Here is a 22,802-nt window from a genome sequence, read left to right as displayed (position 1 = left end):
TGCGAGTCCGGAGTGCCGAGCGCTCAGCGCCCGTTCAATGTCCTATTTCGTGACTCATTTCAATGAGCACGATGACAAGCCGTCTGAGGTTGACAAATACCCGTGTGAGCATGCGCAGGTTGTATTGATGAATGCCGGTTTCCGCGCCGTCGCTCTCACACATCAGCGTGCATAAAATCAGGATTTCACTTTTGAACCGGGCGAGATGATCCGGAACATCGATGTAGAAGCCCTCCTTCGATTCGAAAAACCGGTCAAGGGTGGTGGCGTTTCCCTCAAGCATTGCCCATTGCGTCGAAAGTGGCACGCCAGATGCAAGCCTTGCATTGATGGTCTTCAGTTCAACGCAATACTGTCCGATCGTTGTGTAGAGTGGCTCAATGCCGAAGCCGAACGAATCGGATAGATGGAAGTTCCGGAACGCCTCAATGTCCAGACAATGGCAAAGCGCTTCGAGTGTCGCGCGGCCAGCTTCATGACTGGACAGCGAGCGCTCCTCACGGATCAGTCTGGTAATCCGGCGGCCAGTGTGCTGGCGATGAAACCAGCGACTGAATTGAAAGCCGCGTGGAAAACGCCACGATTGCATGGAGTACCTCATACGCCTGGATTATTTTGTGCAATCGTCCATTTCTATGATAGTCGCCGTAATGAGAATCGTGGAGAATGCCATGTCAAATCCCGGGTTGCGGTCGGACCAGGATGCCGGGCCCGAACATAACGGGCTGGTATTCGAGGTGCCCAATGATGAGGACAGGGTCCTCGATTACACCTTGCGCCAGCGTCAGGCGATCATCGTGTCAATGACGGGTGAAGAGGGTGAAGATCTCAAGGGTCTGTCGCCGCGAGAGCTCGACGTGGTGCTCGCCGCACTCGACGGCATGGATCGCGTGGCACTCGGCCGAAAGCGCCTGAAGTCCGAAAACATCGCGCTCGCCAACCAGGCTGCGGCCGCCGCGATGATTGCCAGAATCCTCGGAGCACCGGGCATCGGACAGGCTGGGCAGAGACCAGCGCAACAAGCCGATGCACTGCAGGGCGCTATTCCGATGTTGCCGCCGGGCGTACCTGAGCCTGTGCTGGTGCCAGGGGAAGCGGACATCGAGGCCGCGCAGATGAACGTCGATACGTTCATGGCTGGTTTCGGAACGACTGGGTGAGTGATGTCATCTGAACGGTTGTTGCTGGAGCCTTGCTCACGTCCGCCTCCTGCCCGGTTCGCCATGCCGGGCAGGAGGCGGACTATGCCGTCGGAGCTGCGCCCGGATCGGCGATACTGAAGTACTTGACGTCGATCAGTTCCAGACCGACAAAGCCCGAGGTCAACATCGTGATGGCGGCAAACGGGTGCGCGCCATCGCGCACGAGCTCATCAAACGTTTTCTCGTCTGGTCTGCGGTTGAAATAGATCGCGGGGACTATGACGTTGACGTCAGCCAGAGAGGTTTTGCTGAAAGCCTCGCCATGCATGTGCAGCCACTCTTCATAGTCATACATGAAGAGAATGTCAAAGCTCGATTTCACGAAGAGCGGTGTCAGTTGGTCCGGGGCGTAATCGACCATTTCGACTGGCGTGAACCCACCAGCCCATAACGTGATGGCGTCCCGCAGTGCTGCAAGCGTGGACACATCGAGCCGGTAGGGCCATGTATTGACGAGTATGCGTACACCGTGGAGCCAGGGCCGGTTGCGCACGATCCGGGAAAGCGTGCGCGTAAAATCGCCGAGCAGGGTGGTGAGGGTCGTGATCGTCGAGTGTTTGAGTGTTTCGACATCACGTGCCCGGTACAGACGGCGAAATTCCTCATTGTCCACGCCTTCGAAGGCATCTTCTTCGCGCTCGAGATAGTTGCCTGATTTGCCTGCCGAGAGCACACGGCGTGCGAGTGCATCGCTCATGCGCGCGAGCGTGCCCAGACGCGTGTCAAGCAGACAGTCGAGGAAGATCAGGACGTTTGCAAGGTTCGTTCCATCCTTCATCGCATGTTCATCTCAGGGCTTCATGTCAGGGCCTCACTGCGCGCAGCCTTCGGACTACGCTTTGCGCGCGGGATCACCACAAAGAGATGGATGAGCAGGAGTACGCTGAGCCACTTGTTGCGCAGCAGGAAGTCCTGGGCATGGGCCGGATCAGGCAGGGATTCGCGAATTTCGGGAGGCATCGCAACGAGTCCCGGAGTCGGGCCCGACCGTGGGTAATCATCCGCAGTGACGCCAAAGGCGAGTGATTCGACGAGACTCGCGTATCGATCAGGTGAGGCTCCCCAGCGCGAAAAAAACACGAAGACGATCATCAGCACGAAGTCGCATATCTCCGGATCAGCAAATACCAGGTCAATGGCACGGTCGAGTCCGCGGGCGCTTGCGAGCATGTAGGGCTTTTCGGCGAGAATCAGCGCCGTCAGGAAGTCGGTGAGCTTGTCGCGCAGTTCCTCAAGGGGCCCGGTGACGTTGTTCAGGACGAATTCCACACTTTCGGTGAAGACTGCAGCGGTGTCCCGCCATTCATCGCTCGTGAGAGGCATGGCTCAGTTTCCTCCTGCTCCCGGGATGGCGTTGTTACAGTCCCTCGGCATCGAGGTGCATGGACAACAGCATGACGCGCAGCGCCTGCGTCGACTTCACACCACCGCGAAACGGTTCGATGGCCTTCTGCGAGGCGCCACCCGTGCGGGCGAAACTCTCGTTCATGGCATTGAAGCCCTGAGTGTCGCCGCCGCGCAGGGTAATCAGCTCGTGCAGGGTCTTGTCGAGATGGAAAGCGGCGAGTACCTGGTTCTCGGGAAAGGAGATCTTGCTTGCTTCGGATTTTCCCGAGGGCTGGCCGGTGAGATCATCGACGCTGCGGTTGTCCTCGGGGATAGAGATCTTCTTCACGAGCAGCTGAGCCTGGCGGCACAGCGTGAGATCGCATACCAGATAGCGGACCGGCGAGAGGTAGGGAGGGGTGTCGTTGCCGGGATCGATCCAGATACGCTCGAAAAAATTGTGGCCGAGTTCGTCGGCGATCGCCAGGTTGTTGGCGATGGTCACTTTCTCCTTTGAAAGATTGGGTGCCACGATGGCAAGCCGGATTTCACGGCGCTCGAGTCTGCCCATGAATGCGTGGAATGCCTCATCGTCCATGCCGGCAAAAAGTGCCCGGTAGATCTTCACATTTCTGTCTGACCCGGGAATAAGCTTGCCGATATATTCAAGAAGGAACTTCTCTGTCTCCCTTCTCTTTCCGCGGGGCCTGTCCATGACGTCGCTCCGGATCGCGGTTGATGAGAAAAATGGATGGTTTGATGTGGTGGTCTTCCGCCTCCTCGATCATGTTGCGCGTGCCGGGCGAGACTCCGTCCCAGAAGCAGACGACACGCGTGCCTACGCGCGCCATCTCGCGGTTGCGTTGATGGCCGGCGCGCGCGTTGTAGAGTTGGCCAGTGACGGCACTTCTCTTTATGTATGCGTTCGGCGCACCCAGGTTCTCCCAGTCGGCGGCAAATTCAGTCCACGCCCGGCCGTGCGCGCGGCACCAGCGGATGATCATTTCATCGGGGCCGCTTGGTGCCTTGCCCGAGATGAAGATCACCGAGGCTTCTGGCACATTACGTGCGATCCACGACTCGAGCAGGTCACTAAACACGGCGTAGTCGTTAAAGGCACGGCTGCCAGCGACGACGACGGCTTCGTCGAATGAACGAATCGCTGTGTGGCTGAGCGCGGTGTGCCCAATCATCAGGGGCGGCAGCATGATCCGCGGGGCAGGCGCAAGCCTGGGACTCATAGGTCGGCGGGTAGCTGATGCTCCAGAATGAATGGCAGTACGCCCGTTTCGAAAAGTTTTTTCCAATCCTGAATACTCCCTTCCTTGTCCACCAGACAGTACCGTACGTCGATGGTGTCAATGCGTTCACGTTGATTCAGTTTAGCGAAGATAAGGCGCCATGCACGGTTGATGGCGAAGCGCTGATAGTCAGGGTCGGATAGCGTATCGACGCCGGGCTGGAGAAATCGGAGCCAGGCCAGCGGGTCCGGATGATGGTTTTCAGCCAGCAGGGCCGTGACGAACGCGGCGAGATTTTCCGGTGTCGCGTTTGCGCTGCCGGAGGTTTCGGTCGAGTGACCCATGATAAGCGCTCTCTCCAGTGATATATGTTTCATCCAGCCTGCAATCGGGTTCACCTTTTACGCGTGCGCAGAATCGTGTGCTTCATCTCGCGCGCGATACTGCTCGATGCATGCCTGATATCGTGGTCTGACCGTCTTCCTGTCGTCCTCGAGCCAGTACGGCACATAACGTTTGGGGTCATCAACTGGAAGGCTCATGCGGAGCAGGTCCATGGTTGAGAGATAAGGCAACTCCCGTGCTTCGCCCACCTCATGTGTCCACCATCCGCGCGTCCTCAGCAGCACATTCCAGTCGTAGCCCTGCGCCTTCAGGTTCTCGTACAACGCCTTCGGACTGATCCGGTATCTCTCCGGCTGGCTGTGCCAGAGATAGCCCATCTGACACATCTCGGATGTGATTGCGAGCGCCCGTCGCAAAAGCGGATCGGAGTCGATCTTTGCGCGAATCGTGGTGCGTTGCAGTCTGACGTCGGGATAGAGTGCGAGCGCGTAACTGGTGTTGCTGCCTTCCAGTCCGTAGTGGCCGTTTTCCCGGATGTGATGAAACTCGGTGAGCGAGGGCAGCACGCCGTCCGCCTGTGACACGATGAGCGTGACGGGCATGCCAGAGGGACCCGCCTTGCCGCGCAGGTTGCGCAGCTGCACGGCATTCAGGTCGGTGTCGTGCGCGAGGTCGTCGGTGCTGTCACGCGGATACTCCGGGCCCTTCGTGCCCTGGTTCACAAGTGGCGCGGCATTGAATGCATGCCAGCAGTTGTGCGTGAGAAACGTGAACTTCGGGGGAACGCCCTTGATCTTGTCGCCGTTCCTCAGGTACTTCAGGAGCGTAGCCGGCATGCTGACGCCCGGCGGCCCACCCTGCAGGTCGATGACCTTGCCGATATGAGCGGTCATCAGAAGATAGTCGTAGACGCTGGTATGGGTACGTGGCACTTCCATCAGGATGCGGTTCTTCACGCGCCCCTGTTGCATGTCGATGGTGTTGCCCTTCGCCTCCCCGAGTTCGATATCGTCCTGCATGACGATGACGTTGCTAGTCTCGAACTCGCTGAAGGAATCGATTTCGGTGAAGGTGGGGATGAGCATCTGGAAGGGCCCGGTGCGTCCGCGGTTCCAGTACGGCGTGTTGACCGTGATGTCGCGACGCTTTCCCTTTTCCTCTAACTCCTCCTTGTGGATCCGGTACCACTCGTCCCCGACATAGACGGTCTTGTCGGTAATGACCCATCGACCGTTGTGCAGGATGTTCTCGCAATGAAAGTCGCTGATGTTCGCAGCCACCTTCATCTCGTGCTCTTCGTGGATGTTGGTCTCGGTGTCGTAGGTTTTGGCGGTCGAATGCATCATGCGCGCCATGGCCGTAAACATCATGAAGCGCTCGATGGTTGACTTGAAATTGTTGCCGATCCCGACAATACCGGTGATAAATCCGAGCCCTCCATTGAGGAGCGATTCGCCGCGCCGGCCCTCGATATAGTGTCCCGTCGGAATGTCCAGACACGCACCGAGGTTGACCATGAGCTTGATGTTGGGTGCGGGCGTCATCCGGGACCGAAGATCAATGTCCTGGGCCATCTCACCTCCGATCCTGAATGAAGGTAATTGTCAGAACTGCTTACAGACGATGGCCTGACGAGGTTAAATTTTATAGCCGCCCGCCGGGCGTGCCGGATGCCGGAAAACGGGCATCAGCCATGAGGGGAATAGCGCGATGACAACCCTGCTTGAGAATCAGCGCAAGGTGGTGGCGCTGGAGGCGTTCACGCTTCACGACATCGCCGGACTGTTGCGCCGTGCCTTTCCAGCGATCAGGAAGGGATTTGAGGATCTCCTCGGTCTCGTCTCACCGGCCGAGCGGCCGGTGGCTTTCAGTGCGGACCAGAAGCAGTTCCTCGAGCTGCTTGCTGGCCACAACTACGTCACACTTTCTCCACTGCCGGCGCGCGTTCCACAGGGTCTGAAGGTTCCGTATCTGGTCTACGCTGAAGAACTTTCGGATGCGGTAGCCCACGCAGCACAGATCCTCGATGAGCTCGCGCGCTACACGCTGTTTCTCGGTAAGCTCGTGACGAGCCACGATTTCCAGTACAGCGCGGAGTACAACCCCGGCTATTATCAGGAGCTCCAGCATCGGCGTGACGAAGACAATGAGACGCTCGGAAAGTGCTTTCAGACAGGATCAACGAGAACAGAGCGTACCTACGCGGATGTCGTTTCACGTAACGCCGACTGGAAAGCCGTGTTCGAGGTGGCTAACCGGCTGGCAGCGGAGATCAACCGGATCGATCGCACCGTCATCGTGAAGAAAGTCGAGGAGGCTGTGCATCTGCTCGACATCATCGAGAAGAAGATCGCGCGCAGCGAGCTTGAGGCTGTCTCGCCCGGTGTCATCACCGAGCTCTCGGAAGGTGCATACCAGATGGCGTCGCAGCTCGAGATGTACAGCACGGTCTGGTACAAGGTGCAGACGTTTGTCACGGCGGTGAACTTCAGCACCGAGGTGGTGCTTCGCGCATTCAGCGGCGGAGAAAAAGCTGGCCGGTAGCCAGACCGCCGAGCGAATTCTGTCAAGAAACGTCATGGCCCGGCACCGCAAATTTATTGCCTGTTATCCTTAAGAGTTTCCTGTACCTGATGTGCTGATTTCTCCTGCCCTGGGAGCTGGCTGACTGGCTAAGGCTGTGTCGCGCCGCGGGATGGACAGCCGTGATTTCCGGCCCTGGGGGCCACGGCGTCGAGCCACCGTTATCCACGGGCTGACGAGGTACCAGGCTTTTCTCTTTCCCCACTGAATCATAACGTCACACGAAGGTGTTCTAATGGATGTACAGCAACTTGTGTCTGAATTTCTGGCTTCGGAGCATGGCAGCCAGGCTACCCAGGCGCTCTCGGCTCAAGGTATCGGCGCTGACGATGCACAGAAGATTCTGAGCCAGGCGGCTGCGACCGCGCACGCGCAGGGTGAAGGCAGTGGCGGCCTGCTGGGCGAGCATGCCGGCGGGAATTTTTTCTCCGCCTTCGCAGCGGGCCTCACCCGAGGGGACGGATTGTTGAAGTCGCTGATGGATGGCGGTCAAGGCGTTCTGACCGGACGGGTGGCCGAGTCGCTGGCCGAGAGAATGGGCATTGACCCTTCCATCGCGTCTACCTTGTCGGCTGCCGCTACGCCATACCTGGCGGCGTTCCTGAAAGAAAGGTTCGCCTGAAGTCAGAGGCATTGCGCACGCCGGAGAATCTGTGAATCATGGTATCACTCGCAGGTTCGAGTACGTGCCGGCGCTGATGCAGATATCCTCGCCTGCCCGGATCACCGTCGCATAGCGGAAGGAACGCGTGGATTCGGGCCACGTGATCAACGTGACGCGCGGGCCGGACTTCTCCAGCCGCTTGAGCGAGTTGCGGTTGAGCAGGTCGATGCCGAGCGTCAGAGTCACCGGAATGGTTGCTGTGCCGTCTCCTGTGTCTGCGTTGATCCGGTAGTTTGCCGGAACGGTCATCGCAGCAAAACCCACGCCATACTCTGGCCGCAGTTCCGTGACGGTGAGTGTCTCGCCTTTCTTCCCGGTGGCCTTTTCCTTCGTCTCATAGAGCTGCGCCGTCAGATCGGTCGCGGTGATGGACGGATCCTGTGCTTCATACAGGCGCAGGCGCTCAATGAGGCTGAAGATCGCCTCGATCGCGCGCATGGCGATGCGCGGGGGGCGGCATTCGCGCGAGAGCGGCTTGTGGGTGTGTCCGCCGGGCTCCTCGTCGAGGCAGTTCAGGTCCAGCCGCCAGGCGTTCGGTCGCAGTAGCGCTGAGGTGCCCCATGTGAGCAGCTCCCGATGGGTGGTCGCGCTAAAGAGCTGGTCCAGACGCACAATGACAATCGAGTCGAGCCCGGCTGCCAGCTCGGTGGTGTAGTTGCGCACGAGCTCGATTGCCGGATCGGGCTGCGCGAGCCTGGCGACGGTATGCGCGCCGTCGCTGATTCGCTTGCCGAGCAGTTCGTCTTCCTTGCCGTGATCGCCGAGATAGTACTCACCTGGCTGCTGGTATTGCGCGACGGAGTTGAAGTACAGGCACCGGTTGGCGAGCATCGGATGCCGGCCCGTATCGTACTTCCAGTACCCCTGCGCGGCGGCCGAACTGATTTCGTTTTTGAGAACCCCCTGGGCGGACAGCGCGACACCGATGGTGGCGAGCTTGTCGGCGATCACGTTGCCCAGGTGGTGGCTGTGGCTCTTGACCCAGACAAATCTGACATCGGCGCCCCGGTCGATCAGGCGTGCACGGGCTCCCGTCAATTCCTTCCATAGTTCGACGTTGGGCACGGGCTCGCCGCCGCGTTTCATCCAGCCGTTGCGCTCCCAGGTCGCCACCCAGCTCTCCATGCCGCGGCGCACGTATTCGCTGTCGACCCGGACAATGACGCGCTTCACATCGAATTCCTGCGCATACTCGAGCGCCCGGACGGCCGCCATCAGCTCGCCGACGTTGTTGGTCGGCTTTCTTTCGCCATTGGCGAGAATCGAGCCATAACCGTCGATGTAGTGGATCGGTGTAACCTCGGTGACCCCCACCCGTTTTGCTGCATCGTACTTTTCCACGTAGCCCTTGCGGGTCAACAGCCATCTGCTGTTGCCGCTGCCTTTCGATGGTATTGCATCGGCGTACAGGTACCCGTGCACGCCCCAGCCTGTCGGGCCCGGATTCGGATTGCTGCCCGCGTCCGTATAGAGCACGAGACCCGTTGTGACCTCGCTCGCAATGCTGCCGGGATCGTCGCCCCCGGCGCGACGGGAAGAAACGGCAGCAGGTGCACTTGTCACGCCTGCCGTGTCAACTTCCCTGGCTTCTTTCTCGAGTACCTCGTTATCTGCATACATCGCGACTCCCCATCGGGCCACCTCGGGCTCGAACTACACCATGAGCGGCGCCGGTAACGTTTTACGGCGGCGGTGTGAAAGGTGCAGTCTGGTGACAGCGGCTCCGGTAGTCCTGGTATGCCGTGTCGAGTGTGCGTCGAGCGCGAAGAATGTAGTGATGCAGATCGATGATGTGTTTTTCGGCGATCACGAGCGCGGCCGCGGTATCTCCCCTGGGGACAGCGTCAAGCTCCTTGAGTGGTGCCCTGGGTACTTCCGGAAAGTCCGGCATCACGAAGCCGGCGCAGTCGACCGGCGAACTGACTGTCGTGCCAGTGCGTGAGCTGGTCTGTGCGATCGGCAGTGCGCGCCTCGGGGTCGCCCCGTGTGCTTTGCCAGCCCGCTGTGGCTGCAAGGCGCGAGATTCATCGGTGGTGGCAGACGGTGGCACGTTGAACACATACAGGACGACGGGCGTGGAGGCAGCAGGCGGAGTACTGGCGGGATTGATCGTGACGCAACCGGATGTCAGGACGAGCGTCGCGCCAATGGCAAACCATTTGTGCTGGTACATGGTTGGGCCCCGTGTCAATTCTCAGGTGTCCAGTCGGTGAGTGCCGAGCGCAGGTTGTTGATGACCGGATCAGGCGTTGCAGCGGAGGCCGGGATGTCGATGTGAGCAGGTCGTCGGGCATCCGGGGTCTGCAAACCAGAGGCTTCCTCGATGGTCTGATGCTCGATGTGCTCCTTCTGGTATTGCGCTTCGCGTTCCTGAACCTGACGCTGCAGTTTCACATAGCTGATCAGGATCGACACAAATCTCACATCTGCGCCAAGACTGATCACACTAAAAATGAAGCTTCCCATCACAACGATGCTGAAAATCGCGCGTCGCCGGTTCACCCTGAGAACCTCTGTAAAGGACTGACCGTTGAGCACCATCTCCCGCACGGTCGACCATGTCACGGTAAAAAGCTTTGTGACGTACTGGAAAACGGGCATGCAGCACCTCTGAATTTTATGGTCCTGGAAAGGCGGGACGCTGGATGCCCCTTTTGCACCATTAACGTCACCCTGGCGGGAGCGCGAACGCGATGTATCTGCTCAAAGGTTTCATCAACAATTCGAAGCTCGCGAGCGCGGCTCCTGCCGGCACGCTCGCAACCATTGGCGCGCTTTCGGAGATCTCGAGCACGTACGCCATCACGAAAGCGATGTTTTTCGAGGAGACAAGTCCGGACCTCTTCTTCGTGAGCTTTACCAGCCAGGACGATACGGGTCCGGTTCAGGCGCCGGCTGGCATTGCTGCACAGGTGCTGAAATTTGCGGCGTGGGTGTATGCGCAGACCCAGGCGATTCCGAATCCCGGTGAGATCTTTGCGCAAACCTTGCTTGATGGTTTGCTCAGTGCGTTCCAGACTGAGGCGCAGAACTTCACATGCGGCAACATGGTGACTGATGGCACGTACTGGGTGCCGGAATGGCTGGAATGGGAGAACATCACGGATCCGGTGTACGGATCACTCACGACCGGCAGTCTCTGCCTCATCCAGATCTGGTTCGTTGACGCGTCTTTTGCTGCGCAGTATGACGACTACACGATCCTCGTGGTTCCTCCGATCCAGCATCTCGACGACTTCTTCACGACCTCGTCCAACGTGGCAGCACTGGTAGCGGCCCAGACCTATACCGATACGATCGCGCTGGTCAATACGGCAAGAGGCAATAACCCGGAAACGATGATTGAAGCCCAGAGCTTCAACTACATTGATCCAAACAACCCGGACAATACGATACCGACCAACTGGACGATCCTGATTTACGGTCTCGCGGGCAACAACATCGATTCGATCGCGAATGCGATCATCAACTTCATTCTCAGCAACAGCACGCACAGTCAGTCCGACTGGGAGACGATCCTGCCGGACATCTTCAGGCGCACGGAATTTACGCTTGTGCCGATGTACGACCAGTTTGCCATTCCCGATCGCAGCCAGCAGCGTGGGATCTATTCACCGGTCGCAAACCTGAGCCGCGCAAACGCTGTGATCAGCGCGGTCGCCTCCTACGGTACGAATCATATTAATTCGAACGCCTGTGTGCAGACGGTGCCGTACAAATGCGTTGCGCTCGTGAGCTGCGGGTCACCCAACAACAGGAACGGCGAATTCCAGATCGTCAATGTGTTCCCGGATATCCTGTCTGTGCCTTCGCAAAGCGTGGATTTCAACCGCATGGCGGTGGAAACGCAAAACTTCCTGCTACTGCTCGTGGACATGCTTAAGACTGCCGAGACGCTAACGCAATTCGCCAGCGTCCCGGCAGGGATGACCAAGCTCATGCGTAACAACATCCTGTACCTGGTGGCCAACTACGAAAACATCAGCTGGCTGATGGTCACGCAGTCGAACTTTCCCCTCGCCGGGGTTCCGGCTCCGGTGCAGACCGGTGATGCCGTTTCCACGACTTCGTAAAACTGGCTGCCATGACGACACCCTTGAATCCGAATATCGGCGCATCGGGTCTTTGGTCTCTGGTTGCGCCATTCGACCAGCTCATCTCGCCAAATGTGGCGTACAGCTGCGTGGCGGTACGCCTGCTATCCGACATCATCGCGGCCGGTGGCGACCCGTTCTCGCTGTACTACCAGCCGCAGGGCCTTACCCAGAATGAGTACCAGAATGATGTCGCTACGGGCACGGCGATCGTTTCATTGCAGGCGACAGGAGGCAACTGGGTCTATGTACCGAACACGTACATCAGCCAGATGCCGAATGCGAACAACATTCCGTACCGTGGGATTGTGCTTGGGGTGAATCTGGGAGCGTTGCCGGATTCGCTGGACCTCACCTACGTGAAGTCACAGGTAAGCGCCGCCGTGCAGGATGCAATCGGTGTCGTCCCGACTGCGGTGACTTCGCTTGCTGTCACCTCGAAGACCCTGATCAGTCCGCAGGAAGACGCCGCGATCACGGCGAGCCGCCAGGCGCTCATCGGTCGCAACGGCACGCCAACTGCCCAGCTTATTGCCGCGCGAGCCCAGATCGCCACGCTGCAGCAGCAGATCGCCGCGCTCTCACAGTACATCCAGAGCCTCATCGACGACGGAACGATTCCCGGTGGCGACATTCCCGGAGGAGGCGGGGGCGGCACAGAGATCCTGCCGACCGTGACCGCGACGTTCGACCCCGCGCTGCTGCCAGATGGCATGGGTCTCGCGGACAGCAACATGACCGTGATGGCGAGCGTCAACGAATGGCTCACCGCGCGTACGACCTACGGGCAGGTTTCAGGTTACTTTTACGCCGAAGCGACCTACGATCGTTTAACAGGGGCAGTGGGGTTTGGCCTGACGAACCAGTTTGGCGCGCCCGTAGGGGAGCTGGGGGCCGATGCCAACAGCATCATGATGTTCAGCAACGTGGCGAAGGCGACGAGCGGCGTCTACTATCTGGGCGCCGTGGTGAATTCGATCGGCGCGCAGCCGCCGTCGCAGGGCATCACGGTGGGGATGGCGGTCAATCTGGTCGACGCGCTGATCTGGTTTTACAACCCGATCACCCAGCAATGGAACGGAGATGCGCCGAACAACCAGAACCCGGTTGGCAATATCGGCGGAATCTCCATCCAGAGCATCTGCAGGCATAACGGCCAGGCCGCCCAGGTGTTTCCCGCCGCTTCAACATGGCAGGTCGCCGATCAGGCGACCTTCAATCCGGGTAGCAGCGCGTTTGTGAACCCGATGCCGGGCGGCTACAGTCCCTGGAACACGGAGGCCGGTTCTGTTTCGGGGAGTTGATGCGAGTACTCTGCCGGGGACTGCTACGGACCGGCTTCAAACTTTCCGATGCTCGCCGTCTCGACCAGGCTCGTGATATCCGGCAGGGCCAGCTGGAGTTTCCTGCACCCCGAAAACGCGAGCGACCCGTTGCTGGCCACGAGATAAGCGACATCTGTGGGCCCGCATACCTGGTTTTCGACATCGTCACGCCGGAGTATGAGCCCGTAGTAGGCATTGATCGCAGGCAGGATGCTGTACGTATCGAATGGGTAACCCGCTATGGGAATCGGCTCGCGGCCCGCTTCGGGGGAATCCAGCAGACCGAAATCGAATCGCCTGTACCAGAACGACTTCCTGCCGCGGATGCGTGGGTTGCAGGCGCCTCCTCTCTCTATCCCTATTTCGATCACTGTATCCCGTTTGACCTCATCCCCTTGAATCGGCCCTTTTGCAACAGGCTTCCCGTAGATCACCCCCTGCTCAGGCAGCAGAAAACCAGAAGTAAAATAGACCAGGTCGCGAAGAATCTCGCGAGACGTCCTGTGATAGATGGAGTATGGCGGTTTCATCGGAATCGACTCGCGAGATTTGGCGTTGCGTTGTGCACGTGCCGTTCTGCTCATGCAGGTGGCTGTGGCGGCTGATTGTTGATGTACCCGTATGGAGGTTGCGCACCCTGCGGAGAGCCGACGATGTTGACCGCGTACGAACGGGCTGAGCCCGCCTGACCTACCGAGGAGGTCCCACAATAAACCGTGAACAGGCCATTCTGCGTTTGCGTGAAACTGTATGACCGCGCGTTGGACAGAGGTACGTTGTCACCAATCGAGGACGTGAACGTCATCCCGTCGAGGCTGCCGTTGGCCACATAGATCGAGACCACGCTGCCCGAGCGGAAAAATCCCTGAACCTGTGCTCCGCCCGTCACGGAGAAGAACGGAAAGATGCCCGTCACCGTGGTGTCCCCGCCCGAGGAGCGGTAATACGCGGTCCCCGATTGGATCGCGTAGGCGATTTCCAGGGTGCGACCGAAGTTGCCTCCCATTGCACCGGAATAGTTGATGTCGAAATACTGCGTCGTCGACTCCGTAACAGGGTGGCCGCTCGCATTGATCTGCGCCTGTGCGTTGTTGAGATCCCCTGCGAGGTTGTTCCAGGGACCGACACAACCGATCGCCTGTGCGCTTACCTGATGCGGGTTGCCGAAATTATTGACATGCCCGACCATCACGGCATTGTTATTGTTGTAATACGAGAGCAGGCTCGAGAGTGCGCTGTTGATGGCGCTGTCGATCGCAGCACTCGCCATCCCACTGATCATGGCGACGGTATCTGTGTGCGGATTCGAGTAGTTCGCCGTGTGCGCCGACACGGTACTCGAGAGACTTTGAAGCTGCGCCGCGGTCCATGTTCCCAGCTGTGCTGGCGTTAGCTCGTGCGGGTTCGCGGTATTGCCGATGTGGCTATTGAGGGTTGCCAGCGCACTGCTCGCTCCAGACGTGATTGCGCTTGCCGCCGCAGCAATTGCCGCGGATATGTCGCCCGAACTCATGGTGCCGAGTTCGGCGGGCGTTGTCTGGTGGGGGTTGTTCGTGTTGTTGATGTGGGTGTTCATCACCACCACGTTTGACGCGAGAGTCGCGTTGGTCTGACTTTGAGCCGTGCTGATCTGGTCGTTGGCCTGCGCGACCGAAAACATATCGACCTGAGCAAGCGTGGTCTGGTGCGGATTTCCGTAATCGGTGACGTGGTTGTCCAGCGTCTCATTGACTCCCACATCGGCTGCCGTGCGAGCCGATGTTTCGACCTGGATGGCTGCGTCCTGCTGGGGCTCGGTCAACGCCTGTAGCTGGGCGGGCACAAGCTGGTGGGGGTTGTCGTGATCCGCTTCGTGTTGCGCGAGCAGATCGAGCTGTGCGGCCACGGCTTGCGTTTGAGCTGTGTCGGCACCGTCGGCATACGCCTTCACCTCGGTCTGCGCAACGGGATCACCCATCAGGGCCAACTGCTGCAGACGGTCAATCGCATGAACCACGTACTCGAACGTAATCAGGCCTTCCTGCCCGGCATCGTGCAGAGCCTGAGAGGGCGGGAGATCCGCAACGTTATCGATGACGGACGGCCACAGCGTGGAGCGCGTGTCGGGCTCATAGGTTTCGATCGCATTGGCGATTGCTGTTTGCGGCGTGGCGTACTGGGCGCCGAGCGCCTGATAGTCGAGCTCGAGACTGGGAGAAACCGCCGGATCCGTAACAACGACGATCGACACGATCTGCGTGTTGTTGGCCGCTCCGTATTTGGCGGTGGCGAGGTCCATGATTCCCGACAGGAAATACTGACCGAGGCCGAGTGGAGTCCCTGTTGCAACGTCCCGGATGATGAGGCTCGAAGCGTAAAATCCGCCGTAGTTCGTCGCAATCGCCCGGATGTTGGCCGATCCAGGCGCGTAGTGTTCATCGGTGATGTGGTTCGATGGGGCCTCGCCTGTTACGTCCAGTGGCAAACTCATAACTTCAGACATATGAAGTTCTCCTGAACGTCGCGCTCAATGGTAAGAAAGATTGTTGATCGCGGCCTGGAGCGCTGCCTGCCACTGCGCATACGTCCAGCCGCCGAGCATCGCCACTGTGGTGTTATGGGGATTATTAAAATTGCCCGTGTGGGCATTGATGTTGTTGGCTTGCGGCGTCAGATACGAGTTGTTCGCCGGGTTCACCATGTTGTTGGTGATGTTGCTGTTGATCTGCGCACTCGTGAGCGTGCCGACCTGCGAGGCCGTGAGCTGATGCGGATTGCTTTTGTTGTTGATGTGATTGGTGGCCTGTGTGTTGACCGTGCCGATGCTGCCGCTGTCCCAGCCGCTGATCTGGGAAAGCGTCGTCTGGTGCGGGTTATTGTAGTTGGTGATGTGGTTATTCAACTGGCCTTCGGTGGCCGTGAGTTGTGTGGTCGCCGGCTGCATCGCCGTGGATATCACGCTGTTGATCTGGGCCGTTGTCAGCCCGTCAATCTGCGCGAGGGTGACCTCGTGAGGATTGTCGGTTTCGGCGATGTGCGCGGACATCGCGGCGGCATCCTTCGCGAGAATCGCATCAAGCGCATTCACGATTGCGTTCAGGTTTGCAGTGGCCTCTTCGGTCGTATAGCCGCCAATGTCGGCCGCCGTATCCCGATGCGGATTGGTCTGGTCCCCTGCGTGGGTTGCGATGCTGGCGAGCAGGGCGGTGTCGCCCGCTTCACGCACAGTGGTCTGGCTCGCGATCAGCGCCGCAACCTGCGCAGCCGAATACATGTCGACCTGCGTGAGGGTGGTCTGATGCGGGTTGTTGTAGTTCGTGATATGCGCCGAGAGTTGCTGCGCCAGATTGGCAATGTCCCCGTTGCGCAGATTCACCTGCTGGTCGATGAAGCCCAGCACGGTGTCGTATGACGCTGTCTCCGACAGTGTCACGATCGCCATCAGCATCTCGATCGCCGTGACGATATAGTCCCAATCGTAGGTGTCGCCGATCGCGTGCAGGTGGGGCACGGGCGGATACGTGTCCGGCTTGTTCGTGATGTCCGGGAAGGCGACACCGCGCGTGTCGTCGGACAGGGCCGTGATTTCGTCTGCGATTGCAGCAAGCGGCTGGCTGTAGTCGCCGCCCAGCGCCTGGTAGGTGATCAACACATTGGGATTCACGCCCGGATCGGTGATCACGATGACGGCGTCGACTTCCTTGCCGGTCAGGCGCGTCGCATGTTCGTGCAGGAACTGGAAGCGGTACTGAAGCGGCAGCAACGTGTGCTGCGTGAAGGCGTCCACGACCTGTACGGACTGCGCGAAGAAGAGCCCCTGGCGGGGTGCGATCACGCGCACTGGCATGGTCCCGATCGCATGGGGCTCGCCAGTCACAAAGTTGTTCCGGCTCACGCCCGACAGATCGAGCGGATAGCGATAAAGGTTGGGTATCATGCGGCCCCCGTGGTCTGCACAGGAATGGCGCGGGGCGGGCTCGGCGAGGTGCGCAGGGACGTGCCCGGCGGGGTGCTCAGGGAAGTGCTGCTATGGCGTTGCCGGCGCTCCCTCCCGGACCCTGCAACTGGTTGATCGCGTTCTGCAGCGCCCCGGCGGAGTAGCCTCCTGCACCGGTATTCGCAAGCGTGTCCTGATGCGGGTTGTTCATGTTTTCCGTATGGGCCGAGATATAGCCATTTAGCGAATTCACATCACCGATGACCTGGTTTAGGGCGGCCGAGATGTTGTTGTTGATGGTGGTCGACGAGTAGGTGCCGAGCTGGGCGACGGTTACCTGGTGGGGGTTGCCCAGATTGTTGATGTGCGAGGTCAGCGGATTGACGATGCTGTTCTGGATCGCGGTGTAGGTCCACGTGCCAACGTTGGCCGCCGTGTCCTGATGAGGATTGCTCGTGTTCGTGACATGGTTGTTGACCGACGTTGCGAGCCCAGAGGCCTGTGAGCCGGGCGATGCGGCCGCCGCAGTCGCCGCACTGTTGATCTGTCCGCTCGTGAGTGTGCCGATATTGGCCGCAGTGTCCTGGTGAGGGTTGCTGTAGTTCACGAAGTGCGCGTTCTCCACGGCCTCGGTCGCCGTGATCGACTGCATGAGCGTTGCCTGCATCGTGGCCATGGCCGCATCGGACTGGGCTGTCGACCAGCCACCGATCTGGTTGGCCGTCACCTCGTGCGGATTGCCGTAATCCGCGATGTGTGTGTCAAGGGCAGCCTGGATGACGGCGTCGGCAGCCTCCTGGTTCACGGTTTCGACTTCAATGGCCGCGGTGGTCTCTTCCTTCGTATAGCCACCGATCAGATGGGCGGTGTCCTGATGCGGATTGCCGAAATCCGATTCGTGTGTATCGAGCGCCGAGACAGCTCCTGCAATGGAGTCGAGCACTTCGTTCACGCAGCTTTGCGCGTAAGCCATCAGCTCGTCCTGTGCAGCGCCCTGACCCTGCAGGAGCGAGGCGCTCAGGCGCTCGAGCGCCACAACGATGTACTCGGCGCCGTAAATGTCGTCGGCAATGTGGGGGTGGTGAGGCACAGGCGGGTACGCGGAGGGTTTGGCCGTGACATCGGACCAGCTCACGGGACCGTCATTGATGTGCAGGTTATCGATCGCGATCTGCAAGGCACCGAGTGCCACATTGTTGACACCTCCCAGCGCCTGATAGGTCACGCGGACACGCTGACTCACGGTGAGGTCGGTGATCACCACGACCTCGTCGATCTCGCTGCCACATCGCATGGATGCCGCGACATCCATCTGCGTGAGGTAGTACTGCGTTCCGGACGTCAGGGGGAGGTCGGTGGCATCATCGGTGACCACGACCGAATCCGCAAAGAAGAGACCGTAGTTCACTGGAAAGGCACGGATACTGCGTAACCCGATGACCTGGATTTCATCCTCGACCAGGTTGCTGCCTGCACTGCCACTCGGGTCAAAGGGTAGTGAAACCGGAAGCGACAGGGTGGACGAAACAGGGGGCGAAACCAGTGGCGTAGACATGAACCCTCCCACAGCTCTATCCAGTTACGTCATGCGCGCGACGTCTCGCTATGTGGTGGAACTGAGCGAATTGGAGAAGGTCGTGAACGCGTAATACATCTGGCTCACCAGATTTGCCATCTGCGAAACGGTGGCAAAAACGTCGGCTGTCCAGTACGCGATGCCTGCGGGCTCTGCTGTCACCTGAACGACGTTGCCAGTGAGCTGGGTCGTGTTCTCGGACAGGGAGGTCACGGACATCTGGTTGGTTTCGCCGGGGGTCTTCATCCAGACGGTGAGGACGGGCGCGCCCGGTGTGGTCGTGCTGTCCACGGTGAAGCCGAACGCGACCGTGGTCATGTTCACGCCATTGAGGCTCACCACGCTGAGCAGGGCGTTGTTTGGCTGGCCGGATGCTCGTACGGAAATGCGCACGAGCCACACGCCGCTGCCGGTGTCCGTGGTGGCGTCGCCCCCGGTGACAATCCATTGCACGTCGGGAAAAACCGCTTGCGTCTGGGCCGCGCCGGGCATGGCGACCTGACCCAGTGGCGTCCAGACGTTGGCGACGGCATCGGTGTTGGCGGCGATGGTCTCCTGGGCCGCGACGACAGCGCTGACCGCATTCACGGCCGTCTGGATGAGGACATTCGACGTCATCCCGTTCAGCTCTGCGGCGTTTGCCGCCGTGCCCTGAAGAATCACGCTCGCGAGTTGCGTTTGCGTCAACCCATAGACGAGGTCGCTGTTTGCCGCCGTGCCCGCGAGAATGCTTGCGGTCAGCTCCGAGACCGACATGCCGGCAAGCTGGTTGGCGTTGGCTGCGGTGCCGGACAGGATGGCCGCCGTCAGCGCCTGTTGTGTCAGGCCGTAGGCAAGGTTCGAGTTCGCAACGGTCGCGTTGGCGATATAGTTCTGCCAGTCGGTTGGCGACATGCCGCCGAACGTGGCTGCATCGTCCGAGATGCCACTCGAAAGGTAGTTGAGCAGATCCTGCGGTGTCATCCCGCCGACCATGGTTGCATTCGAGGCGGTGCCGTCGAGGATCGAAGCGGTAAGCTCACTGAGGGTCATGCCATACGCCAGTGTGGTGTCGGCTGCCGTTCCCGTGATCGTCAGGTAGTTCTGCAGGAGGTTATTGACGTCGCCAGCGGTAACTGCGCCGACCTGCGCGGCCGTCACCTGGTGAGGGTTGTTGTAGTTTGTGATGTGGCTATTCAGCTGCCCCATGGCGCCGGTCTGTGCGATGGCGGCCGCGGTGGCCGCCGGCGTCATGTAGAGATCGTCGCTGGTACCGGCTATCGCGTCCGCCGTCGTCGCCGTCGACAGGTTTCGCACGTTACCCAGGCCCACCTGGGCGGCGCTGACCTGGTGCGGATTGCTGAAATTGAGCAGGTGCTGGTTGATCGTGATGCCGACCGTGCCATTGATCGCCGCGGCAGTGGTGGCCGGCGTCATGTAGAGCGTGTTCGAGGTGCCGGCTACCCCGTCAGCTGGCGCCGCGACGCCGTAATTCTTGACGTTGCCAAGGCCTACCTGGGCGGCCGTGACCTGGTGCGGGTTGCTGAAATTGCTTGCATGAATCAGGAAGGGCCCCAGAACCTGTGTCTGGATCGCAGCTGCGGTCGTCGCCGGCGTCATGTAGAGCGTGGTTGACGTGCCTGCGGCGGCGTCGCTGTTGGCTGCAACGCCGTAGTTCTGGACGTTACCGAGCCCAACCTGTGCCGCGGTGACCACGTGGGGATTGTCGTGATCGGCCTCGTGCGCGGCGAGACCCGCACCGCCCGTTTCCTGCAACGTACTCTGGATGTCGGCGAGTGCGGCCACTACCGCATCCATACCTACCATGTCGTAGACGTCCCAGGTGTGCGCCTCGGGAGGAAAAGCGTAAGGCGTTCCGCTGACTTCTTCCCACGAGGTCACACGCGCGTTGTTCATCGCGCTGGCGAGAATCTCGGCGATCGTGGCCGCGTCGAGCACCCAGATGCCACCAATGGTCTGATACCGCAGCTGCACCACCCCCGAGAGGGCGGTATTGATGAAGCTGATCGAGCCGTAGACCCGCATCGCGCACGAGCGGCTCGCTGAAATAAACCAGTGCGTGCAGAAGTAGTCCGTACCCTCCTTAAGCGTCGTGATCTGTCCGCTCGTATCCTTGAACTGGATCTGGAGTGTGTCGGCAAAATAGGGCGCGGCCGCCGGAATGATCAGGTGCTGGTCGCGAAAGTTCTGTGCGACCAGTACCTGCTGCTCTCCGGTAATCAGGTTCGAGGCGAGCGAACCTGTTGGGTCGAACGGGTACGAGGGCATGGTGGACATACTGTTCGCACTCCTGAAAACGCGTCGCTCATCGTATGTCTGTACGAGGAGTACAAAGGACCATACGATTGCAAGCGACCGTTTCAGGAGAAAGCGATGTATGCCCTGGTATCTGCGATCGGCAAATCCCTGAGCGGTGGGCAGGACTGGAGCGCCATCGATCTCGGGGACATGACTTTTTCAACCATCATCCAGAGCTACTCGACGGTCTATGCGGAACTCACCAATCCCTTTCTTGAAGGTCCCGTCAGCCTGAATCTCAACGACATTCTCGGCACCGCCAGTAACCAGCAACAGACCTTCAACCAGTACCTTGCGGCCCTCGGTGACGCGGCGTTGCCGACCTCCAGCAATATCTTCACGCTCGACACCAGCTATGCGCGCTATCAGGACGCGACCCGGGCCGGCTATGATATCGAGCCGATCAGCCCGGGCGCTTCCTTGTCCAGTCCGCTGCCCACGGCAGACAAGACCGATCTCTTTTTGACACGGGCTCGCACCTCCTACACGTCGTTCTTCCAGAGCTGCATGGTGAGCGTCAACGGGTTCTTCCATCTGATCGACACCGACAACGAGAACGGGATCTGGGTGATCGATGGCATGAAATCCGTGATTCACGCCAAAAAAAATAAGGTAGGCATCGTGGACTTTCAGGATCTGGGCACGCTTACCTACATCCCGATCACGCCCGCCATGCTCTTCAAGCAGACCGACACACAGAATCTGGGCAATCACGCGTACCTGAATCTGGGCCGGGACCTGACCGGCTACACCGTGATGGTGGTCATCGGGGGTTACCTTCACGTGCTCGATCCGAAGACCGTCACGCTGGTGGGTACCGATTCGATCATGATCGACTTCAACAACCTGCCGCTCTTCGACCGCTACTACGAATCGAAGCGCTTCATCGATCTTTCGGCCTTGCCGCTGACACCGTGGCCCGACAACCCGCATGCCTTCACGGTGGCCGATATGATCTCGGACGCCTTTATTGAGGCTTATCTCACGCTCAGCCAGTCCTTCGTCGTGCTCGTCGACAACGCCGAACTCTGGGCGGAATTCGTGGGCGTTGAGGCGCCGCGCTGGCCCTGTGCCTACATCAGCTACGTTGAGCCGATCTGGCCGCTTGTCACCGGGTGCGGAAAAATCGCGGAATACTGGCCTGTCCCGGAGGACAGGCAGTGGTCGCTAAGGGTGGAAGATAACTTCAGGAACAACTACATCTACAGGACCGTCGACGCGAAGGCTCAGACGGGGCTCTCGAATAACCGCAATCCCATGCATGCGACGGGCCTGAGTCCTGCGTACTTCCTTCAGATCGGCTGCGACATCGGCCTGAAGGGCAGTAATACCAGCGTCAGTGGTTGTCCGTAAGAGATCCGGTCCGTCTGAAAACAGCCGCCTTGCCGAGCAGGCTGGAGTAGGTGTAGGGGAATTCACCGTCCTCGTGTGCGAACAGGCCTGACTCTTCGAGCTTCTTTATCAAGGAGAGGCCGAGTCCGAGCGCTGCGTCCGAGAATTTCCCGAGCGCCGCGTCCGATATATCGTTGTTACAGCTCGCACAGCCCACGGCGTCCATGATAGCCACGTCGAGCTGGTCTTCAGCGTACTCGCGGGAGCCCACATAGCACGACAGCCAGCTCACCATTTCGCCTGGGTCAGTCTCGAGGACATTATCCAGGTCTTTGATTTCGCGTTCGTATTCGGTAATCGCCGAACCCAGGTCGAGAATCACCGTGTCGGGTTGATGCAATGTCATGCGGGCGTCTCCGGTGAAAGGTTACGCTCGCTCGAGCGCCTTGAGTTCGGCTCTTCGCTCGGCATTTTTCTCCTTGCAGGCCTTCTCCAGTGAGTCGTAGACACTGAGGTCCCGGTCGATTTCGCCGATGTTGCACAGGTGCCCCATCTGATGGACGATAAGGCGGATCGCGGGATCGTTGCGGATTCCATCGGTGCCGAGGTTTTCACCGTGACACTGATTGATCGCTCGTACCAGGGAACGCGCGACACCGCTCAGATTGCATGCGCCGCCTTCCTGTACATTGAGCGCATCGGCATGCCGGTTCAGGGCAGCCTGATTCATGTTCTGAAGATTCATTTGCTGAATTGCGTTTTCGGGGAAGAGGGGAGATGGTCGAGCCAGGTCGCGAAGCGTTGCCACAGACATGGTCGCCGTTGAATGTTTATCGCGAGTTCCTCGCGTGTGAGGCCTTCTTCTGCAAGCTCAAGGAATAGCAGATTGACCTCGCCAGC

Annotated in this window: 23 protein-coding genes; 6 read left to right on the top strand and 17 right to left on the bottom strand. The window is 59.5% G+C overall.

Features of this window, described 5'->3' with window-relative positions:
- Positions 1-34: 34 nt before the first annotated feature.
- A complete protein-coding gene (locus tag L0U80_RS30540) occupies positions 35-589 on the bottom strand; it encodes a hypothetical protein (RefSeq protein WP_233874977.1) in 555 nt (184 codons plus the stop codon).
- A 61-nt stretch (positions 590-650) separates the two neighbouring features.
- Here L0U80_RS30540 and L0U80_RS30535 point away from each other — a divergent pair, with 61 nt between their 5' ends.
- Positions 651-1,160, top strand: a complete 510-nt coding sequence (locus L0U80_RS30535) for a hypothetical protein (protein ID WP_233874976.1) — start codon at positions 651-653, stop codon at positions 1,158-1,160.
- An 82-nt stretch (positions 1,161-1,242) separates the two neighbouring features.
- On the opposite strand, the gene L0U80_RS30530 is transcribed toward L0U80_RS30535, so the two are convergent.
- The 6 genes from L0U80_RS30530 to L0U80_RS30505 are packed head-to-tail and all read right to left on the bottom strand — an operon-like array spanning position 1,243 to position 5,688.
- Positions 1,243-1,980 carry a hypothetical protein gene (locus tag L0U80_RS30530; protein WP_233874975.1) on the bottom strand — a complete coding sequence of 246 codons (738 nt, stop codon included), beginning with the start codon at positions 1,978-1,980 and terminating at the stop codon, positions 1,243-1,245.
- Positions 1,981-2,000: 20 nt separating this feature from the next.
- The gene (locus tag L0U80_RS30525; protein WP_233874973.1) at positions 2,001-2,525 is read right to left on the bottom strand and encodes a hypothetical protein; all 525 of its coding nucleotides are present in this window, start codon (positions 2,523-2,525) and stop codon (positions 2,001-2,003) included.
- A 34-nt stretch (positions 2,526-2,559) separates the two neighbouring features.
- Positions 2,560-3,243: a hypothetical protein gene (locus L0U80_RS30520; RefSeq protein ID WP_233874972.1), complete on the bottom strand. Its 684-nt coding sequence runs from the start codon at positions 3,241-3,243 to the stop codon at positions 2,560-2,562.
- On the bottom strand, positions 3,194-3,736 hold the full coding sequence (locus tag L0U80_RS30515) for an SLOG family protein (protein ID WP_233874971.1): 543 nt from the start codon (positions 3,734-3,736) through the stop codon (positions 3,194-3,196). Before L0U80_RS30515 ends, L0U80_RS30520 begins: the two co-directional genes overlap by 50 nt.
- A gap of 29 nt (positions 3,737-3,765) precedes the next feature.
- Positions 3,766-4,113, bottom strand: coding sequence for a hypothetical protein (locus L0U80_RS30510; protein WP_233874970.1), 348 nt, complete (start codon positions 4,111-4,113; stop codon positions 3,766-3,768).
- Positions 4,114-4,170: 57 nt separating this feature from the next.
- Entirely contained in the window at positions 4,171-5,688 is a 1,518-nt protein-coding gene (locus L0U80_RS30505; RefSeq protein ID WP_233874969.1) for a hypothetical protein, read from the bottom strand.
- 136 nt (positions 5,689-5,824) lie between these two features.
- Here L0U80_RS30505 and L0U80_RS30500 point away from each other — a divergent pair, with 136 nt between their 5' ends.
- A complete protein-coding gene (locus L0U80_RS30500; protein WP_233874968.1) occupies positions 5,825-6,658 on the top strand; it encodes a hypothetical protein in 834 nt (277 codons plus the stop codon).
- Between the two features lie 274 nt (positions 6,659-6,932).
- Positions 6,933-7,319, top strand: coding sequence for a hypothetical protein (locus L0U80_RS30495; RefSeq protein ID WP_233874967.1), 387 nt, complete (start codon positions 6,933-6,935; stop codon positions 7,317-7,319).
- A gap of 36 nt (positions 7,320-7,355) precedes the next feature.
- On the opposite strand, the gene L0U80_RS30490 is transcribed toward L0U80_RS30495, so the two are convergent.
- The 3 genes from L0U80_RS30490 to L0U80_RS30480 form a co-directional block, all read right to left on the bottom strand.
- Positions 7,356-8,720: a ribonuclease H family protein gene (locus L0U80_RS30490; protein WP_233874966.1), complete on the bottom strand. Its 1,365-nt coding sequence runs from the start codon at positions 8,718-8,720 to the stop codon at positions 7,356-7,358.
- Positions 8,721-9,042: 322 nt separating this feature from the next.
- A complete protein-coding gene (locus L0U80_RS30485) occupies positions 9,043-9,534 on the bottom strand; it encodes a hypothetical protein (RefSeq protein WP_233874964.1) in 492 nt (163 codons plus the stop codon).
- A 14-nt stretch (positions 9,535-9,548) separates the two neighbouring features.
- Complete coding sequence (locus L0U80_RS30480; protein ID WP_233874963.1) at positions 9,549-9,962, bottom strand: hypothetical protein; 414 nt, start codon at positions 9,960-9,962, stop codon at positions 9,549-9,551.
- A 92-nt stretch (positions 9,963-10,054) separates the two neighbouring features.
- On the opposite strand from L0U80_RS30480, the gene L0U80_RS30475 reads away from it, so the two are divergent.
- On the top strand, positions 10,055-11,434 hold the full coding sequence (locus L0U80_RS30475) for a hypothetical protein (protein WP_233874962.1): 1,380 nt from the start codon (positions 10,055-10,057) through the stop codon (positions 11,432-11,434).
- An 11-nt stretch (positions 11,435-11,445) separates the two neighbouring features.
- The gene (locus tag L0U80_RS30470) at positions 11,446-12,759 is read left to right on the top strand and encodes a DUF7194 family protein (protein ID WP_233874961.1); all 1,314 of its coding nucleotides are present in this window, start codon (positions 11,446-11,448) and stop codon (positions 12,757-12,759) included.
- 23 nt (positions 12,760-12,782) lie between these two features.
- Here the strand turns inward: L0U80_RS30470 and L0U80_RS30465 are convergent, their stop codons facing one another.
- From L0U80_RS30465 to L0U80_RS30445, 5 genes are all read right to left on the bottom strand, one after another.
- On the bottom strand, positions 12,783-13,310 hold the full coding sequence (locus tag L0U80_RS30465; RefSeq protein WP_233874960.1) for a DUF7941 domain-family protein: 528 nt from the start codon (positions 13,308-13,310) through the stop codon (positions 12,783-12,785).
- Positions 13,311-13,360: 50 nt separating this feature from the next.
- Positions 13,361-15,262, bottom strand: coding sequence for a hypothetical protein (locus L0U80_RS30460; RefSeq protein ID WP_233874959.1), 1,902 nt, complete (start codon positions 15,260-15,262; stop codon positions 13,361-13,363).
- 24 nt (positions 15,263-15,286) lie between these two features.
- Positions 15,287-16,696 (bottom strand): hypothetical protein, encoded by a 1,410-nt coding sequence (locus L0U80_RS30455; protein ID WP_233874958.1) that lies wholly within the window; start codon positions 16,694-16,696, stop codon positions 15,287-15,289.
- Between the two features lie 76 nt (positions 16,697-16,772).
- A complete protein-coding gene (locus tag L0U80_RS30450) occupies positions 16,773-18,251 on the bottom strand; it encodes a hypothetical protein (protein WP_233874957.1) in 1,479 nt (492 codons plus the stop codon).
- Positions 18,252-18,299: 48 nt separating this feature from the next.
- Positions 18,300-20,549: a hypothetical protein gene (locus L0U80_RS30445; RefSeq protein WP_233874954.1), complete on the bottom strand. Its 2,250-nt coding sequence runs from the start codon at positions 20,547-20,549 to the stop codon at positions 18,300-18,302.
- Between the two features lie 96 nt (positions 20,550-20,645).
- Here L0U80_RS30445 and L0U80_RS30440 point away from each other — a divergent pair, with 96 nt between their 5' ends.
- Positions 20,646-21,923 (top strand): hypothetical protein, encoded by a 1,278-nt coding sequence (locus L0U80_RS30440; RefSeq protein WP_233874953.1) that lies wholly within the window; start codon positions 20,646-20,648, stop codon positions 21,921-21,923.
- On the opposite strand, the gene L0U80_RS30435 is transcribed toward L0U80_RS30440, so the two are convergent.
- Both L0U80_RS30435 and L0U80_RS30430 read right to left on the bottom strand, forming a co-directional pair.
- Complete coding sequence (locus tag L0U80_RS30435; RefSeq protein ID WP_233874951.1) at positions 21,907-22,308, bottom strand: hypothetical protein; 402 nt, start codon at positions 22,306-22,308, stop codon at positions 21,907-21,909. The two genes, L0U80_RS30440 and L0U80_RS30435, sit on opposite strands and share 17 nt — an antisense overlap.
- Positions 22,309-22,329: 21 nt before the next feature.
- Positions 22,330-22,710, bottom strand: coding sequence for a hypothetical protein (locus L0U80_RS30430; protein WP_233874949.1), 381 nt, complete (start codon positions 22,708-22,710; stop codon positions 22,330-22,332).
- Positions 22,711-22,802: the final 92 nt, after the last annotated feature.

Origin of the sequence: Paraburkholderia adhaesiva, assembly GCF_021390575.1 — a bacterium.
Lineage (GTDB): Bacteria > Pseudomonadota > Gammaproteobacteria > Burkholderiales > Burkholderiaceae > Paraburkholderia > Paraburkholderia adhaesiva.
The sequence above is the reverse complement of the archived record's forward strand: the minus strand, read 5'-3'. Positions and strand labels throughout refer to the sequence as shown.

What these genes read in the sequence shown, in the direction of transcription:
- L0U80_RS30540 (WP_233874977.1), bottom strand. Translation starts at nt 589, where the DNA reads ATGCAATCGTGGCGTTTTCCACGCGGCTTTCAATTCAGTCGCTGGTTT.
- L0U80_RS30535 (WP_233874976.1), top strand. Translation starts at nt 651, where the DNA reads ATGAGAATCGTGGAGAATGCCATGTCAAATCCCGGGTTGCGGTCGGAC.
- L0U80_RS30530 (WP_233874975.1), bottom strand. Translation starts at nt 1,980, where the DNA reads ATGAAGGATGGAACGAACCTTGCAAACGTCCTGATCTTCCTCGACTGT.
- L0U80_RS30525 (WP_233874973.1), bottom strand. Translation starts at nt 2,525, where the DNA reads ATGCCTCTCACGAGCGATGAATGGCGGGACACCGCTGCAGTCTTCACC.
- L0U80_RS30520 (WP_233874972.1), bottom strand. Translation starts at nt 3,243, where the DNA reads ATGGACAGGCCCCGCGGAAAGAGAAGGGAGACAGAGAAGTTCCTTCTT.
- L0U80_RS30515 (WP_233874971.1), bottom strand. Translation starts at nt 3,736, where the DNA reads ATGCTGCCGCCCCTGATGATTGGGCACACCGCGCTCAGCCACACAGCG.
- L0U80_RS30510 (WP_233874970.1), bottom strand. Translation starts at nt 4,113, where the DNA reads ATGGGTCACTCGACCGAAACCTCCGGCAGCGCAAACGCGACACCGGAA.
- L0U80_RS30505 (WP_233874969.1), bottom strand. Translation starts at nt 5,688, where the DNA reads ATGGCCCAGGACATTGATCTTCGGTCCCGGATGACGCCCGCACCCAAC.
- L0U80_RS30500 (WP_233874968.1), top strand. Translation starts at nt 5,825, where the DNA reads ATGACAACCCTGCTTGAGAATCAGCGCAAGGTGGTGGCGCTGGAGGCG.
- L0U80_RS30495 (WP_233874967.1), top strand. Translation starts at nt 6,933, where the DNA reads ATGGATGTACAGCAACTTGTGTCTGAATTTCTGGCTTCGGAGCATGGC.
- L0U80_RS30485 (WP_233874964.1), bottom strand. Translation starts at nt 9,534, where the DNA reads ATGTACCAGCACAAATGGTTTGCCATTGGCGCGACGCTCGTCCTGACA.
- L0U80_RS30480 (WP_233874963.1), bottom strand. Translation starts at nt 9,962, where the DNA reads ATGCCCGTTTTCCAGTACGTCACAAAGCTTTTTACCGTGACATGGTCG.
- L0U80_RS30475 (WP_233874962.1), top strand. Translation starts at nt 10,055, where the DNA reads ATGTATCTGCTCAAAGGTTTCATCAACAATTCGAAGCTCGCGAGCGCG.
- L0U80_RS30470 (WP_233874961.1), top strand. Translation starts at nt 11,446, where the DNA reads ATGACGACACCCTTGAATCCGAATATCGGCGCATCGGGTCTTTGGTCT.
- L0U80_RS30465 (WP_233874960.1), bottom strand. Translation starts at nt 13,310, where the DNA reads ATGAAACCGCCATACTCCATCTATCACAGGACGTCTCGCGAGATTCTT.
- L0U80_RS30460 (WP_233874959.1), bottom strand. Translation starts at nt 15,262, where the DNA reads ATGTCTGAAGTTATGAGTTTGCCACTGGACGTAACAGGCGAGGCCCCA.
- L0U80_RS30455 (WP_233874958.1), bottom strand. Translation starts at nt 16,696, where the DNA reads ATGATACCCAACCTTTATCGCTATCCGCTCGATCTGTCGGGCGTGAGC.
- L0U80_RS30450 (WP_233874957.1), bottom strand. Translation starts at nt 18,251, where the DNA reads ATGTCTACGCCACTGGTTTCGCCCCCTGTTTCGTCCACCCTGTCGCTT.
- L0U80_RS30445 (WP_233874954.1), bottom strand. Translation starts at nt 20,549, where the DNA reads ATGTCCACCATGCCCTCGTACCCGTTCGACCCAACAGGTTCGCTCGCC.
- L0U80_RS30440 (WP_233874953.1), top strand. Translation starts at nt 20,646, where the DNA reads ATGTATGCCCTGGTATCTGCGATCGGCAAATCCCTGAGCGGTGGGCAG.
- L0U80_RS30435 (WP_233874951.1), bottom strand. Translation starts at nt 22,308, where the DNA reads ATGACATTGCATCAACCCGACACGGTGATTCTCGACCTGGGTTCGGCG.